Genomic DNA, 14,744 nt, shown 5'->3' on the forward strand with positions numbered 1-14,744 from the left:
ACCGATAATTTAAATTTCCATGCCGATAGTATTACGGCATGGAAATGTTGATTGACCCAACGACCGGCGATTATACCGGCGACAGCTCGGACACTTTAGCGAATGCCGTCTATTTAAGACTGATGACGCCCCTTGGCTCATGGTGGGCTGATCCAACTCTGGGCTCTCTTTTACATACACTGCGCCGCGAAAAGGATGTGTCCCGCGTTCAGAAACTCGCGGTGCAGTATTCGCAGCAGGCCCTGCAGCCGATTATTGATGACGGTCGCGCTAAGTCCATTTCCGTAACTGCAGAGCACTGGCAAAAAGGCTGGATGCTGCTTCATATCATCGTCACGTCCGCGAGCGGAACGCCGCAGACCTGGAAATTTCCGGTTAAGGTCAGCTGATGCCATTCATTACCAAAAATGCTGCGCAAATTCGCACAGACATTCTGCGGGATATCAAAAATCTCCTGCAGTTGTCTGATCACAAGCTGGGGCCTGACAGCGACTGGTATGTCCGGGCGTCAAGTGTGGCCAGCGTCGCCGAGGGGCTTTATCAGCATCAGGGATGGATAGTCCGTCAGATATTCCCGGATACAGCTGATTCGGAATTTCTCTATCTGCATGCCCGCTTACGTGGTTTAAGTAAAAAAGCAGCAAATAACGCCTCCGGGCCCGCTACATTTACCGGCGAACCGGGAGCCTTAGCTGCCGCCGGTCTTGTGTTCAAACGCGACAGTGTTTCATGGACAACAACCGAAGAAATTACTATCGGGCCGGATGGAAAAGCATCCGTAAATGCCATGTCTTCACTGTCAGGGACTACGGGTAACACCACCTCAGTGACCTCCGCAACACTGACCACAACACCTGACGGGTTTGACAGCACAGTGACCGTAGGTCTGATGACTGGCGGTACGGATGAGGAAACTGATGCGGAGCTGCTTGCCCGTCTGCTTGAAATTATTCGTCGCCCACCTGCCGGGGGGAATAAGTACGATTATAAACGCTGGGCGCTGGAAGTCTCAGGCGTTTCAGCAGCATATGTCTATCCCTTAAGGCGAGGTCTCGGAACGGTCGACGTTGCTGTTACATCGGCCGGAGGTTTACCGTCGCAGGATGTTATAGACCGAACTCAGGCACATATTGATGATGTGCGCCCTGTGACGGCCAAAAACACAATGGTCATCATTCCTGCTATCCAGACATTTAATGTGCTGGTCAGGGTATCACTGGATGGCATCACGCTGGCAGATGCCAAAACTGCCATTAAAGGCGCTTTACAGGATGATGACTTGCGTCGTGAGCCTGGAGCGGCGTTTATACGTAGCCAGGCCGGAACGTTGATCTCACTCATTCCAGGTATAACGGACTATGACATCGTCACTCCGGCCACGAATATTTACCCTGCGATAGACGAGATCAAAGTCGAATGGCTGCGTCTGGGGAATGTGGAGGTTGAGCTTCTATGAGTTACTACAGCCTCCTGAATCGCCTGTTACCCCTGTCTTCATATAGCCCAGGACTGCCCCTTCTTGATGCCTCTATTCGCGCAGAGGCTTCGGTATTCGATGCTATAGAAACTTCCGCAGGTCTGGCTGAAGGTGGGGTTACCCCATTCTATGCGCAAAGCCTTCTCCCTGACTGGGAGCGTGTGCTGGCTATTACTCCTCCAGAGGGAGCGACCTATCAGCAGCGTCAACAACGGGTTATCGCCAAGCTGTCCGAAGTTGGCGGCCTCAGTATTCCTTATTTTACCCAACTTGCAATGAGTCTTGGCTACACCATCACAATTGATGAACCTCAGCCATTCCGTGCAGGTATAAACCGCGCCGGAGACCCTCTCTGGATAAAGGACATTATCTGGGTATGGCGCGTCAACATTAAAAATTCTGGTGCTCAGATTTATCGCTTCAGGGCAGGTAGTTCTGCAGCTGGTGAAAGTCTGACAGCGTTTGGTGATTCAATCATTGAAGAAGTGTTTCGCGATCTCAAACCTGCACACACCTTTTGTTACTTTGCGTATCAGGAGTAAGCTTAAATGCAAAATTTAATGCCGCCGGTAAACACACCGGATAGCCTCTTTCACGATGGAAATCCTGTCACAGGTGAACTTGGTACCATCGTTGACGCTCAACACCTGAATAACTCTCAGGGCGCAATAAGGGATATACAGACAGAGCTTATTGCTGTACTGGCATCTGCAGGAGTACCTGTTGACCCCAGCAAGCATAATCAGTTGTTAACTGCACTAAGTAAGCTTTTACTAACCCGTTCAAATCCATTCGGCGATATTAAATCTGATGGTGCAGTTGCAACGGCTCTCGAAAACCTCGGTTTACAATTTTTCAAATCGTCACCATCTGACTTACCAGTAGCATTTACTAGTGTCCAGTCTCCGGACTTAAAACTGTTTTTTGTATTGGCAAATAACGGTGAATGGGGAGTGCAGAATGGTAATGGAGATACCGTGGCCCTTCCTCCATCTCGCGGAGGTACAGGTGCAACGAATGCTGCACAGGCTGTAATCAATCTTGGCCTGGGATCAGGAGCTCCGGCAATTGGGATACCTTTCTTCTGGCCATCTTCTGCTATGCCTAATACGGTGATGCCTGAATGGGCCAACATGGTGTTTTTGAAGTTTAACGGTGCGACGTTCTCCGCAGCCACGTATCCAAAACTTGCGTTAGTGTGGCCTGGCCTGAAATTAACAGAATCCCGAGGGGAGTTCGTGCGTATCTGGGATGACGGGCGAGGTGTTGACAGCGGAAGGGCACTATTAAGCGCGCAGAGTGATGCTCAGCAGGCAATTACAGGTCAGTTTGTCGATGTGACAATGGGTGTGAACGCATCGGCAGCCGGGGCATTTGAAATGACCCAGTTGACGCCAACCGGATTAAATGCCGGAACCGTGAGCACTTTCAATCAGAAGAATGTTTATTTTGACTCTTCAAAAGTTAACCGCACTGCCGCAGAAAACCGCCCACGCAACATTGCATTTAATTTACTCGTAAGGGCTAAATGATGAAACCTGTTTTTGATAAATACGGTCTGGCAACAGAACCGGGTGACATTCGCTGTTTTTATTATTCTCCGGATACCGGGGAATATACTGGTTGGTCTGACGAGTATATTAATACTGGTGTGAGTATGCCCGGCAATTCAACTGACATGGACCCCGGTGATGAAGTGGCGGGAAAAGTAGCCGTATATAAAAATGGAGCCTGGAGTCAGGAAGAAGAGCATCGGGGCGAGATTGTCTACTCAACCACTGACGGAATGCAATCCACCATTGATTATATTGGCCCTGTGCATGATGGCTACACTACCATCGTGCCGTCAGGTCCGTATGATAAATGGGATGGCGTGAAGTGGGTAACGGATGCTGATGCTCAGCACGCAGCTGATGTTAAAGCGGCTGATCTAAAAAAGGCTGCATTGCTGACAGAAGCACAGAAAGCAATCAGCTTCTGGCAAACTGAATTACAACTGGGAATTATCAGCGATGAAGACAAAAATAACCTGATTGCATGGATGCTGTACATTAAAGCTCTTCAGGCGGTGGACACGTCTAAAGCGCCAGATATTGACTGGCCTCTTCCACCACTGTAGTTAAAATCCTTCTATTTTTACATCAACCCCCCCCAGTTGAATCAAGCCGATAGATAGTTCTATTGTCTTTTCCTCTGGGGCTTTATACGTCAATCATTACTTCTGATGCCTAGCAATAGGGTTAGCACTATGTCTCAACGACAGTGATTCAGGAACAGAGACAACAAACAGTGAAGTTATAACGAAGTGATGGAATGTTTATAGTGGCGTTTTTATTTGCACTGTGCATTTCTTGCATTTTTATCCTAATTAGCCAGTGCAAAATGCATCGCACACCAGTGCGAAAAATTTCGCCGCCCTACACATGTACACCCCGGAGCAAATCAAGCAGATGGGGTGGGAGAACCGGCTATGCTCAGGCAATGCCTATGATATTCACACCACGCGCACGTTCATGGCCCGACTGCGTCTTTACGTCCGCATCAAGGCCATTCCACCTTACGGCTACAAAAGTTCGCTGGGGGACTACATCGTGGTGCAGTTTGACGGAAAAGGCGGGGTCAACCAGATGGCCGATGCCAAAAACCTCAAGTACCACATTAACGGGCTGAATAACATTACCGTTCTCGACTGCGGGGCCACCTTCAGCATTTTTCCTGAAAACCAGGAGATTGATTTCGGGACCTTCAGCGCCCGCGACATCGTGAATCAGCAGACGCGCAAGCGCACCTTTACGGTGAAAACCACCAAAGTGCAGGACGCCCAGTGTTCAGATGGCTTTAAAATGGATTCGTCGTTCTACACCACGGAATCGCTGTCAGAAAACGACACCGCCCTGTTGATTGGGAATGGCTTAAAGCTGCGTATCCTCAACGGAACCGAACCTTATACCTACAACCATTATGAAGAGTATGCGGATTTCACCGGGAGTACGCTGAACTATGAACAAACCTACACGGCAGAGCTCTCCCCTGTCGCGGGAAAAGCCATTCAGTCTGGCCCGTTCGAAACGGTAGTGCTGTTTAAGATTAACTACCACTAGGCACAAAAAAGCCGGGTTTCCCCGGCTTTTTCACATCAGCGGTTTCAGCTGGCTTTGCGCTCGTGCGCCTGGCGGTACTCCACCAGATCTTCAATCGTCACCACCGGCATATTGTGCAGACGCGCAAAGGTGATGCACTCCGGCGCGCGCGCCATGGTGCCGTCATCGTTGGTCAGTTCACACAGCACGCCAGCAGGTTTGAAGCCCGCCAGCGTCACCAGGTCGATCGTCGCTTCGGTGTGACCACCACGGGTCAGCACGCCGCCCGCCTGCGCGCGCAGCGGGAAGACGTGGCCTGGACGGTGCAGATCGGATGGCTTCGCATCATCAGCAATCGCAGCACGTACGGTGGTCAGACGGTCAGCCGCAGACACGCCGGTGGTCACACCGTGCGCGGCTTCGATGGTCACGGTAAAACCGGTCCCGAAGGCGCTGGTGTTGTTTTCGACCATCATCGGCAGGTCGAGCTGCTTACGGCGATCTTCGTTAATACACAGGCAGACGATGCCGCTGCCGTGACGGATGGTCAGCGCCATCTGTTCAACGGTCATGTTTTCGGCGGCGAAAATCATGTCGCCTTCGTTTTCACGGTTTTCATCGTCAAGCACCATCACACCGCGGCCTTCGCGCAGCGCATCCAGTGCATGTTCAACACGTTGAGTTGAAGTGCCAAAAGAGGAAAGTAGCGTCTGATTCATGGTAAAAAAACCTCATTAACATTATGGTTACCAGAATCAGGGCAGTCTTAGGAGCGCCGTATAAGCGGCAAAAAGATAACGTGAGCGGGCCCATGCCCGACTGGATCGTTACTCTCTCCCATCCGGACTCTAACCGTCGGCCCCGGAATTACACCGGATCTGCTGACCTTTGAGAATTCACCCAAAGCGCTCGCGGGCTTTCAGCGTTAAGCTGATTTACCGCCGGTGGGGAATTTCGCCCCGCCCTGAGAATAAGCGAGATAACTATAACGCTATTGATTATCCTGGGCAATGCATAAGCATCAAACAATTTTGTTTACCCCGGGCATGACGCGCTACAATGTTCATCAACACCGTATTATCAAGGGAAGCCACGATGATTGACCCGAAGAAAATTGAGCAGATCGCGCGTCAGGTTCACGAATCCATGCCGAAGGGCATTCGTGAATTTGGTGATGACGTCGAAAAGAAAATCCGCCAGACGCTGCAGGCCCAGCTGGTTCGCCTTGATTTAGTCAGCCGCGAAGAGTTTGACGTGCAGACCCAGGTGCTGCTGCGCACCCGCGAAAAGCTGGCGCTGCTGGAACAGCGTCTGACCGAGCTGGAAAACCGCAATGCGGCAGAAGAAGTGAAGCCGGCACCGGCCATTCCGCCGGTGGACGATCGGGCATAAGTGCTGCCTGATGGGCCCGGTGGCGGCTACGCCTTACCGGGCCTACGGGTACGCGTAGGTCGGGTAAGCGAAGCGCCACCCGACATGAAAAACGGGCCACTCGGCCCGTTTTTTTACTGACTGTCTTTCTGGATCTTCTTAATGATGTTGGTGGTTGAGCACCCGTCCTCAAAGTTGAGCACCATCACCTCACCGCCGTTGGCCCAGACCTCTTCGCTGCCCGCGATTTGCTCCGGCTTGTAATCCCCGCCCTTCACCAGCAGGTCCGGCAGGATCCCGGCAATCAGGCGCTGCGGCGTGTCTTCTTCAAATGACACCACCCAGTCCACGGCCTCCAGCGCACCGAGCACGATCATACGCTGCTCAAGCGGGTTCACCGGACGCGTTTCTCCCTTCAGGCGTTTGGTCGACGCATCGCTGTTGACCGCCACAATCAGGCGATCGCCCAGCTTGCGCGCGTTTGCCAGATACGAAACGTGGCCCGCATGCAGAATGTCGAACACGCCGTTGGTCATCACCACTTTTTCACCACGCTTGCGCGCGGCGGCGACGGCCACCTTCAGCTCGTCTTCGGTCATGACGCCAAAACCGGTGTCCGCTCGGCCGCGCACCGCGTTTTCCAGCTCAATCGGGGAAACGGTTGAGGTTCCGAGCTTACCAACCACCACGCCCGCCGCGGCGTTGGCGAAGTAGCACGCCTCTTCCAGGGAGTTGCCTGCGGCCAGCGTCGCCGCCAGCACGCCGATCACCGTATCACCGGCACCGGTCACGTCGTACACTTCCTGCGCCTGGGTTGGCATGTGCAGCGGCGCTTTGCCCGGCTGCAGCAGCGTCATCCCCTGCTCGGAGCGGGTCACCAGCAGCGCGGAGAGCTCGAAGTCAGCAATGATCTTCATGCCGCGCTCAACCAGCTCTTCCTCGGTTTTGCATTTGCCCGCCACCGCTTCAAACTCGGAGAGGTTTGGCGTCAGCAGCGTCGCGCCGCGATAGCGCTCAAAGTCGGTGCCTTTTGGGTCGATCAGCACCGGCACATTCGCTTTACGCGCCAGCTGGATCATCGTCTGCACGCTGGCCAGCGCGCCTTTGGCGTAGTCAGACAGCACCAGCGCGCCGATATTGCCCAGCGCCTGGTTAATACGCTCGTGCAGCGGCTCGGGATCGACGCCTTCGAATCCTTCTTCAAAGTCGAGGCGGATCAGCTGCTGGTTGCGCGACAGCACGCGCAGCTTGGTGATGGTCGGGTGGGTCGGAACGGAAACGAAGTCGCACTTCACGTTCACGTCCGCCAGCGACTTGCTCAGCGCGCGGGCCGCATCGTCGATACCGGTCAGGCCCACCAGACGCGACTGCGCGCCCAGAGAGGCAATGTTCATCGCCACGTTTGCCGCGCCGCCGGGACGTTCTTCAATGGTGTCGACCTTAACGACCGGTACCGGCGCTTCCGGAGAGATACGGCTGGTCGGCCCATACCAGTAGCGATCCAGCATCACATCCCCAACAACCATTACTCCAGCACGTTCAAACTCTGGCAGTGTTACTTTCATTCCTGACTCCAGAAAGATTCACAATTTGCGCGCGATAATATCACACTTGCTTTGTTACGCACGGTTCCACCAGCCACTTCTGCCAGCTGGCCGTCACCTGGGCGCGTTCGGCAACAAAACAGTCCAGCGCCACGTGGCCCGGCTGCTCCTGCAGCGCCAGGTGATGAAGCTCATCGCGCAGCGTGGTGTAGGCGCGGGTTAAGGCCTGCGCCTCCTGCTCGTCCATGATGTCGTTTTGCGCCAGCAGTTCCAGAATGCGCACGTTATCGGACCAGCGGGTCAGCTTCGGCTTGTCGTGGGCGTGGAGCAGCACCAGATACTGGGTAATGAACTCAATATCGGTAATCCCGCCCTCGTCGGCTTTAATATCAAAGCGATCGCGGTGTTTGTTGCCTAAGTGCGCGCGCATTTTCTCGCGCATTTCGCGCACTTCCGTTTGCAGCGTGCAGCCCTCACGCACGGTGGTCATCACCGCTTTACGGATGGCATCGAACTGCGTTTTGAGCTGCGGATCGCCATACACCACGCGGGCGCGCACCAGCGCCTGATGCTCCCACGTCCAGGCTTCACTCTTCTGGTAGTCGGCGAAAGCGTCCGTCGAGGTGACCAGCATCCCCGCCGCGCCGGACGGACGCAGGCGCGCATCCACTTCGTACAAAATGCCCGACGAGGTGCGCGTGCTGAACAGGTGCATGATGCGCTGGGCAAGACGCAGATAGAACTGACGCCCGTCAATCTCGCGCTCGCCGTCGGTCATCACGTCAACCGGACAGTCGTGCAGGAAGATTAAATCCAGATCGGAGCTGTATCCCAGCTCCCAGCCGCCGAGCTTGCCATAGCCGACCACCGCAAAGCCGCGCCCTTCTCGATCGGCCAGATGTTTTGGCTGGCCGTAGCGGGCCACCATTTGCACCCACGCCTGCTGCACGACCGCGTCAATAATCGCCTCCGCGAGCCAGGTTAAGTGATCGCTCACTTTCATCACCGGCAGCGTTCCGGCGATATCCGCGGCCGCCACGCGCAGCATCTGGGCCTGCTTAAACTGGCGCAGCGCCTCCAGCTGCTGCTCTTCGTCCTCTTCCGGCACGCGCAGCAGATACTGGCGCAGCTCGTCCCGGTACGCATCCGTTGCCGTCGGCTGATAAAGCGTGTTCGGGTCGAGCAGCTCATCCAGCAGCAGCGGATAGCGCGCCAGCTTGTTGGCCACCATCGGCGAGGCGGCACAGAGGGAAATCAGGTGCTTCAGCGCCCCCGGGAACTCGCTCAGCAGTTCAAGATAGGTGGTACGGGTGATAATCCCGCTCAGCAGCGGCATCATGCGCGACAGCGGCACCGGCGCATCCGCGCGCGAGCAGACCTCGCTCAGCAGGTGCGGCATCAGGTGATCCAGCACCTGGCGACCGCGCGGGCCGATGGCGCGCTTGTTCAGCTCAAGACGGAAATCGGCAATCAGCGCCACCACGCGATGGCGCGCGTCGTCGGTCAAGTGCGTCAGCACCGGCGTGGTGTCATCTTCCTGAAGCGCGTCCTGCCAGAGCTCGCGCCAGTGCTCGGAAAGCGCATCATCCGGCGATTCACTTTCGTCATCGCCAATCAGATCGTTAAAGATGCGGCGCACGCCTGCCATATGGGCATCGAGCCGTTCGGTCAGCGTTGACCAGTCGTCCACGCGCATGCCCCAGGCCAGACGCGCCCGGTTAAGGTCATCCCCCGGCAGGGTCTGGGTCTGTTCGTCGTTAATGCTTTGCAGCAGGTTTTCCAGACGACGCAGGAACAGATAGGCCTCGCGCAGGGTTTGCGCGTCGCCGTCCGGCAGCAGATGCAACTGCTCGATGGCGCTCAGCGTCGGCAGCAGCGAGCGGGACTGCAGCGACGGCTCGCGGCCACCGCGAATCAGCTGGAAGACCTGGACGATAAATTCGATTTCGCGAATGCCGCCCGCGCCAAGCTTGATGTTGTCCTTCAGCCCACGACGGCGCACCTCGCGGGCAATCATCCCTTTCATATTGCGCAGGGACTGAATAACGCTGAAGTCGATATAGCGACGGAACACGAACGGGCGCAGCATAGCGCGCAGCTCGTTGGCGTAAGCGTCGTCGCTGTCGCCCATGATTCGGGCCTTAACCATCGCATAACGCTCCCAGTCGCGCCCCTGCTCCTGGTAATAATCCTCCAGCGCGGCAAAGCTCAGCACCAGCGGGCCGCTGTCGCCAAACGGCCGCAGGCGCATGTCCACGCGGTAGACAAAACCGTCCTGCGTCGGCTGGTCCAGCGCCTTAATCAGGCGCTGGCCGAGGCGGGTAAAGAACTGGGCGTTGTCCAGCTCGCGACGCCCGCCGCGCGTGGAGCCGTTCTCCGGCCAGGCAAAAATCAGGTCGATATCGGAGGAGAAGTTCAGCTCGCAGCCGCCCAGCTTGCCCATCCCCAGAATCAGCAGCGGCTGAGGAACCCCTTCCTCGCTGCACGGCGTGCCCCACTCTTTACAGCAGGCGGCGTAGAGCCAGTCGCGCGCGGCGACAATCAGCGTCTGCGCCAGCTCGCTTAGCTGCTGCAAGGTACTCTCTTCGCTCACCAGCGCCAGCGCCTGCGCCCAGGCAATGCGCACCATCACCCTACGGCGGAACTGGCGCAGAACGCGCATCAGCGTGGCTTCATCCGCCACGTCTGCCAGCGCGGTTTGCAGCCAGCCGGCATACTGCCGCCACTCGTCCGCCTGCGGGGGCGCGGTCTCAAGCTCCGCCAGCCAGTCCGGATTAGCGGCGATACTGTCCTGCACAAAATCACTGAAGGCGAGCACGCTCCTGGCCTGCTCGCTTAACGATGACGCCGGTAATGACTCAGGCAGACGTTCGCAAACGGTCTGCCACTGCTGCTGTAACTGCGAAGAAAGCGGCATTATGGGGGTTCCTTGCCAGAGTTAACGTTTTCCGCTGTGCAGCCAGAACGGCTCCTGCGAAATGGCCTCGTTACGGAAATGCTCAATCTCAATATGCTGGCGGGTTTCAATGGCATGCTTCAGCCCCTGCCAGTTTTCCAGCCAGGCCTGCGCCTGTGGCCCGTCGTAGGCACCGGAAAGCAGCAGCATGCTGTCGATGTTGCGCGAAAGACGGGGAAGCTGATCGCCATACTTATCGCCGAGCGGATACGCAAAGGTACTTTTCAGCTCGGCGGCGTGACGGGAAAGATGAATGTCCGCGAAACGCTTAAAGTTTTCCGCGATTTTGGTCTCTGCTTTTGCATCCAGGAAGGCGCGCCAGCCGCGCGTGACCAGAAACTCGGTCAGCGCCAGCTTTGCGGCAGCGGCTTGCGGGCTGTAGATCGCCGTTTGCGCAGAGACGTCCGAGAGCATTAGCGTTTCGGTTTGCGTCAGCAGGTCACGTAAGTGAGCGCTCGCTTTTCGAGGAACGATACCGCCAAAGAGCGCCAGGGTATGGCGCACCAGGGCAATCGCCGCCAGCACGTGGGATTTCGCGTTTTTCACGTTTCGCGCCCACAGCTCTTCGTGGTACTGCCACTGCGAAAGCGCCAGCTCCAGCGCGGCTTCCAGACCCTGTTCAACGCTGGCTTTCGGCACAACGTGCAGGATGGTCGTCTCTTTCAGGACGCGCGGCGCATTCCCGGCGGCCAGATGATAACCGCGCGCGGCTTTACTCAGGCTTCCCTGACGCAGTCCGGACTGGTTCACCAGCCTGCGCGCCAGCTTCAGGACGTCATTCGCGTCACCTTCCAGCAGCTCAAGCTCCAGTTCGCAAATCGGTTCCTGGAACTCCCCCGCCTTCACCTCACCGAGATCGAGAGCGAGTTCGATACGGCTTTTACCTTCCGTCACCAGCCATTTCTCGCGCCAGAAATCGGTGCTGAACAGCGGCTGTACCTGCTCAGCCAGCGTGGCAGGCAGTCCACCTTCCGGCCAGACGTCCGCCGGGAAGCGTTCCAGCTCAAGTTCTGGCTGGCTGATGTCGATATTGTATTCCGGACGCTGATGTAAACCGCCGACCACGCGGCCAGCAATTTTCATCGTCATCTCGTAGCGGCCGTTCGCGCCACGGATGCGCAGGCCCATATCGTGGCGACGCAGCCAGTTGTCCGGCGTTTCGTAATAGATATTAAGCAGTTGTACCGGTGCATGGTGTTCGCCGGAAAGGGTATCCAGATGCTGGCGGAGTGCGTCAACGCTGTCTTTTTCGACGATAAATTTTAATTCGATTTCCTGAGCCATAGCCTTGTACTTTTGCGGGCGTCACAGACGCGTCAATGAGGGCGAACTTCCTCGCCATTTGTTTGTCAGTACATAGTATTTTGCGCCAAATTGCCATGCAATGAGCAATTTGTCGGGCGTAAATGTCCAGAGTCGTGACACAGATGATTCCGATTGCTGACGAATGCTTTGCGTAGAGACACTGTTGCCACTACTATCGTTCCACTATTTATGAAAATAACGACTAATGATGCTTAAATTACGCCTGATTGGACTTACTTTACTCGCTTTTAGCGCCGCAACCGCAGTGCACGCTGAAGAGAAGCGTTACGTTTCTGACGAACTGAACACCTGGGTACGCAGTGGCCCCGGAGATAATTATCGCCTCGTGGGCACGGTCAATGCCGGCGAGGAAGTCACCCTGTTACAGACCAATGCCGACACTAATTACGGTCAGGTGCGCGACAGCACCGGCCGTACGTCCTGGATCCCGCTGAAAGAGCTGAGTACCGTGCCAAGCCTGCGCACCCGCGTGCCGGATCTGGAAAACCAGGTGAAAACCCTGACCGACAAGCTGAACAACATCGACGGCACCTGGAACCAGCGCACCGCTGAAATGCAGCAGAAAGTGGCGCAGAGCGACGGCGTGATTAACGGCCTGAAGGAAGAGAACCAGAAGCTGAAAAACGAGCTGATTGTCGCGCAGAAGAAGGTGAATGCCGCCAATCTGCAGCTCGATGACAAACAGCGCACCATCATCATGCAGTGGTTTATGTATGGCGGCGGCGTGCTGGGCGTCGGTCTGGTGCTGGGTCTGGTCCTGCCGCACCTGATCCCTAGCCGTAAGCGTAAAGACCGCTGGATGAACTAATTCGTCTTCTCTGCCAGACTTACGTATCATTCTGGAAAAGAGAAAACGGGAGAGTGGGGCGTGAAGAGTTATCTGGTCGGTGGTGCGGTACGTGATGCGTTGTTAGGTCTGCCGGTCAAAGATAAAGACTGGGTGGTGGTTGGCGCCACCCCGGAAGAGATGCTCGACGCGGGCTACCAGCAGGTAGGCCGCGATTTTCCCGTGTTCCTGCACCCGAAAAGCCGTGAAGAGTACGCCCTGGCGCGCACCGAGCGGAAATCCGGCTCGGGCTATACCGGCTTCACCTGCTATGCCGCGCCGGACGTCACGCTGGAGCAGGATCTGCTGCGTCGCGATCTCACCATCAACGCGCTGGCGCAGGACGAAAACGGGCAGATCGTTGACGCCTATGGCGGCCAGGACGATCTGCGCAACCGTCTTTTACGCCACGTCTCCCCCGCGTTTTCTGAAGACCCGCTTCGCGTGCTGCGCGTGGCGCGCTTTGCCGCGCGTTATGCCCATCTCAGCTTCCGTATTGCCGATGAGACAATGGCGCTGATGACCGCCATGACCGAGGCGGGCGAGCTTGAACACCTGACGCCAGAGCGCGTCTGGAAAGAGACGGAGAATGCCCTCACCACGCGTAATCCGCAGGTCTTTTTCCAGGTCCTGCGCGACTGCGGCGCGCTGAAGGTGCTGTTCCCGGAAATCGATGCGCTGTTTGGCGTACCTGCCCCGGCGAAATGGCATCCGGAAATTGATACCGGCGTGCATACGCTGATGACCCTGAGCATGGCGGCCATGCTTAGCCCTGAGGTAGACGTGCGCTTTTCCACCCTGTGCCACGATCTCGGCAAAGGCTTAACGCCCAAAGAATTCTGGCCTCGCCACCACGGGCACGGCCCGGCAGGGGTGAAGCTGGTCGAGGGGCTGTGCCAGCGTCTGCGCGTGCCGAACGAGATCCGCGATCTGGCGAAACTGGTGGCCGAGTTCCACGACCTGATCCACACCTTCCCGATCCTCAAACCGGCCACCATCGTGAAGCTATTCGATAACATCGACGCCTGGCGCAAGCCGCAGCGCGTGGAGCAGATCGCGCTCACCAGCGAAGCGGACGTGCGCGGTCGGACCGGGTTTGAAGCGTGCGACTACCCGCAGGGACGGTTGCTGCGTAAAGCCTGGGAGGTGGCAAAAGCGGTGCCGACGAAAGACGTTATCGAGGCGGGGTTTAAAGGCCCGGAGATCCGCGAGGAGCTGACAAAACGGCGGATTGATGCCGTCACGGCGTGGAAGGAAAAGCATTGCCCTCAGCCGAAAGACTGAGGGCTGTGGGTCATCAGAAGAAGACCACGTATACCGCAGCCGCCACGATAAAACGATAGATCGCGAACGGAATAAACGAGATACGCTTAATCAGCTGCAGGAAGGTTTTGATAGCAATCAGCGCCACGATAAACGCGGTGATGAAGCCGACAGCGAACATCGGAATGTCGCCAGCCGTCAGGAAGTGATAGCTCTTATAGACGTCAAGCACGGTGGCGCCCATCATCATCGGCACCGCCAGCAGGAACGAGAACTCTGACGCGGCGTAACGGCTTACGCCCATCAGCATCCCGCCGGAGATGGTAGCGCCTGAGCGGGAGAAGCCCGGCCACAGCGCCAGACACTGGAAGCAGCCAATGATAAACGCCTGGCGATAGGTCATATCGTCCACACCTTCCGCGCGCGGCGTTTTTGGCTTCAGCACTTCGGCGGCAATCAGCAGGACGCCGCCGACCACCAGCGCATACATCACGTTAATCGGATTAAACAGCGATTTGATGGCGTCGTGGAAAACCAGGCCCAGCACCACCGCCGGGATCATCCCGAGCAGAATATGGATCAGCGACAGGCGGCCTTTTCCGGCCCCTTCGTGCTGAGGCGGACGGCCAAAGTGAATGCCGATCAGGCCAAACAGACGGCGCCAGAACATCACCACCACCGCCAGAATCGACCCCAGCTGGATCACGACTTCAAACGTTTTCGCAGTATCGCCTTCAAAGCCCAGCAGATGGCCAACGATAATCATATGGCCGGTACTGGAAACCGGTAAAAACTCCGTCAATCCTTCGACCACACCCAGTATTGCCGCCACCAGCAGCGAGTGCATATCGCTCATCTATAAACCCCTAAAAAAGATATAAAAAAACGGTGTCCCAAACGG

13 protein-coding genes, 1 pseudogene and 1 riboswitch are annotated in these 14,744 nt (G+C 56.5%); of the genes and pseudogenes, 9 read left to right on the plus strand and 5 right to left on the minus strand.

Annotated elements, in window-relative coordinates; translation table 11 throughout:
* The first annotated feature begins 38 nt into the window (after positions 1-38).
* From ACMWKK_RS15470 to ACMWKK_RS15495, 6 genes and pseudogenes are all read left to right on the plus strand, one after another.
* Positions 39-389 carry a phage GP46 family protein gene (locus tag ACMWKK_RS15470; RefSeq protein WP_049005355.1) on the plus strand — a complete coding sequence of 117 codons (351 nt, stop codon included), beginning with the start codon at positions 39-41 and terminating at the stop codon, positions 387-389.
* Positions 389-1,456: a baseplate J/gp47 family protein gene (locus ACMWKK_RS15475; protein WP_406542859.1), complete on the plus strand. Its 1,068-nt coding sequence runs from the start codon at positions 389-391 to the stop codon at positions 1,454-1,456. Before ACMWKK_RS15470 ends, ACMWKK_RS15475 begins: the two co-directional genes overlap by 1 nt.
* Entirely contained in the window at positions 1,453-2,019 is a 567-nt protein-coding gene (locus tag ACMWKK_RS15480; protein ID WP_180249568.1) for a YmfQ family protein, read from the plus strand. The genes ACMWKK_RS15475 and ACMWKK_RS15480 overlap by 4 nt, the downstream gene beginning before the upstream one ends.
* A gap of 6 nt (positions 2,020-2,025) precedes the next feature.
* Positions 2,026-3,009, plus strand: a complete 984-nt coding sequence (locus ACMWKK_RS15485) for a phage tail protein (RefSeq protein WP_406542860.1) — start codon at positions 2,026-2,028, stop codon at positions 3,007-3,009.
* A complete protein-coding gene (locus ACMWKK_RS15490; protein ID WP_180249605.1) occupies positions 3,009-3,596 on the plus strand; it encodes a tail fiber assembly protein in 588 nt (195 codons plus the stop codon). The genes ACMWKK_RS15485 and ACMWKK_RS15490 overlap by 1 nt, the downstream gene beginning before the upstream one ends.
* Before the next feature lie 298 nt (positions 3,597-3,894).
* Positions 3,895-4,578, plus strand: a pseudogene (locus ACMWKK_RS15495) (type 1 fimbrial protein); the annotation flags it as partial.
* Between the two features lie 44 nt (positions 4,579-4,622).
* On the opposite strand, the gene ribB reads toward ACMWKK_RS15495, so the two are convergent.
* Entirely contained in the window at positions 4,623-5,276 is a 654-nt protein-coding gene (gene ribB, locus ACMWKK_RS15500) for a 3,4-dihydroxy-2-butanone-4-phosphate synthase (RefSeq protein ID WP_045330061.1), read from the minus strand.
* Between the two features lie 106 nt (positions 5,277-5,382).
* Positions 5,383-5,533, minus strand: a riboswitch (FMN riboswitch).
* A gap of 119 nt (positions 5,534-5,652) precedes the next feature.
* On the opposite strand from ribB, the gene ubiK reads away from it, so the two are divergent.
* Positions 5,653-5,949 carry a ubiquinone biosynthesis accessory factor UbiK gene (gene ubiK, locus ACMWKK_RS15505; RefSeq protein ID WP_045330058.1) on the plus strand — a complete coding sequence of 99 codons (297 nt, stop codon included), beginning with the start codon at positions 5,653-5,655 and terminating at the stop codon, positions 5,947-5,949.
* 113 nt (positions 5,950-6,062) lie between these two features.
* Here ubiK and hldE read toward each other — a convergent pair whose 3' ends face one another.
* From hldE to ACMWKK_RS15520, 3 genes are read right to left on the minus strand one after another with little or no spacing between them, the layout of a single operon-like run.
* Positions 6,063-7,493 (minus strand): bifunctional D-glycero-beta-D-manno-heptose-7-phosphate kinase/D-glycero-beta-D-manno-heptose 1-phosphate adenylyltransferase HldE, encoded by a 1,431-nt coding sequence (hldE, locus tag ACMWKK_RS15510; RefSeq protein WP_032642099.1) that lies wholly within the window; start codon positions 7,491-7,493, stop codon positions 6,063-6,065.
* A gap of 40 nt (positions 7,494-7,533) precedes the next feature.
* Complete coding sequence (gene glnE / locus ACMWKK_RS15515; RefSeq protein WP_112781491.1) at positions 7,534-10,389, minus strand: bifunctional [glutamate--ammonia ligase]-adenylyl-L-tyrosine phosphorylase/[glutamate--ammonia-ligase] adenylyltransferase; 2,856 nt, start codon at positions 10,387-10,389, stop codon at positions 7,534-7,536.
* Between the two features lie 21 nt (positions 10,390-10,410).
* Entirely contained in the window at positions 10,411-11,712 is a 1,302-nt protein-coding gene (locus tag ACMWKK_RS15520; protein WP_161656536.1) for an inorganic triphosphatase, read from the minus strand.
* A gap of 229 nt (positions 11,713-11,941) precedes the next feature.
* Between ACMWKK_RS15520 and ACMWKK_RS15525 the strand changes: the two genes are divergently transcribed.
* Together ACMWKK_RS15525 and ACMWKK_RS15530 are read left to right on the plus strand one after the other, a co-directional pair.
* Positions 11,942-12,562: a TIGR04211 family SH3 domain-containing protein gene (locus ACMWKK_RS15525; RefSeq protein WP_024906484.1), complete on the plus strand. Its 621-nt coding sequence runs from the start codon at positions 11,942-11,944 to the stop codon at positions 12,560-12,562.
* A gap of 60 nt (positions 12,563-12,622) precedes the next feature.
* Complete coding sequence (locus ACMWKK_RS15530; RefSeq protein ID WP_406542861.1) at positions 12,623-13,864, plus strand: multifunctional CCA addition/repair protein; 1,242 nt, start codon at positions 12,623-12,625, stop codon at positions 13,862-13,864.
* 13 nt (positions 13,865-13,877) lie between these two features.
* Here the strand turns inward: ACMWKK_RS15530 and bacA are convergent, their stop codons facing one another.
* Positions 13,878-14,699 carry an undecaprenyl-diphosphate phosphatase gene (gene bacA, locus ACMWKK_RS15535; RefSeq protein WP_045330046.1) on the minus strand — a complete coding sequence of 274 codons (822 nt, stop codon included), beginning with the start codon at positions 14,697-14,699 and terminating at the stop codon, positions 13,878-13,880.
* Positions 14,700-14,744 lie beyond the last annotated feature (45 nt).

This window comes from Enterobacter sp. 01-M-03-SI-ECC, from assembly GCF_047530215.1.
Lineage (GTDB): Bacteria > Pseudomonadota > Gammaproteobacteria > Enterobacterales > Enterobacteriaceae > Enterobacter > Enterobacter chengduensis.

Coding starts and splice junctions, on each gene's coding strand:
- ACMWKK_RS15470 (WP_049005355.1), top strand. CDS start 39: ATGGAAATGTTGATTGACCCAACGACCGGCGATTATACCGGCGACAGC.
- ACMWKK_RS15475 (WP_406542859.1), top strand. CDS start 389: ATGCCATTCATTACCAAAAATGCTGCGCAAATTCGCACAGACATTCTG.
- ACMWKK_RS15480 (WP_180249568.1), top strand. CDS start 1,453: ATGAGTTACTACAGCCTCCTGAATCGCCTGTTACCCCTGTCTTCATAT.
- ACMWKK_RS15485 (WP_406542860.1), top strand. CDS start 2,026: ATGCAAAATTTAATGCCGCCGGTAAACACACCGGATAGCCTCTTTCAC.
- ACMWKK_RS15490 (WP_180249605.1), top strand. CDS start 3,009: ATGAAACCTGTTTTTGATAAATACGGTCTGGCAACAGAACCGGGTGAC.
- ribB (WP_045330061.1), bottom strand. CDS start 5,276: ATGAATCAGACGCTACTTTCCTCTTTTGGCACTTCAACTCAACGTGTT.
- ubiK (WP_045330058.1), top strand. CDS start 5,653: ATGATTGACCCGAAGAAAATTGAGCAGATCGCGCGTCAGGTTCACGAA.
- hldE (WP_032642099.1), bottom strand. CDS start 7,493: ATGAAAGTAACACTGCCAGAGTTTGAACGTGCTGGAGTAATGGTTGTT.
- glnE (WP_112781491.1), bottom strand. CDS start 10,389: ATGCCGCTTTCTTCGCAGTTACAGCAGCAGTGGCAGACCGTTTGCGAA.
- ACMWKK_RS15520 (WP_161656536.1), bottom strand. CDS start 11,712: ATGGCTCAGGAAATCGAATTAAAATTTATCGTCGAAAAAGACAGCGTT.
- ACMWKK_RS15525 (WP_024906484.1), top strand. CDS start 11,942: ATGCTTAAATTACGCCTGATTGGACTTACTTTACTCGCTTTTAGCGCC.
- bacA (WP_045330046.1), bottom strand. CDS start 14,699: ATGAGCGATATGCACTCGCTGCTGGTGGCGGCAATACTGGGTGTGGTC.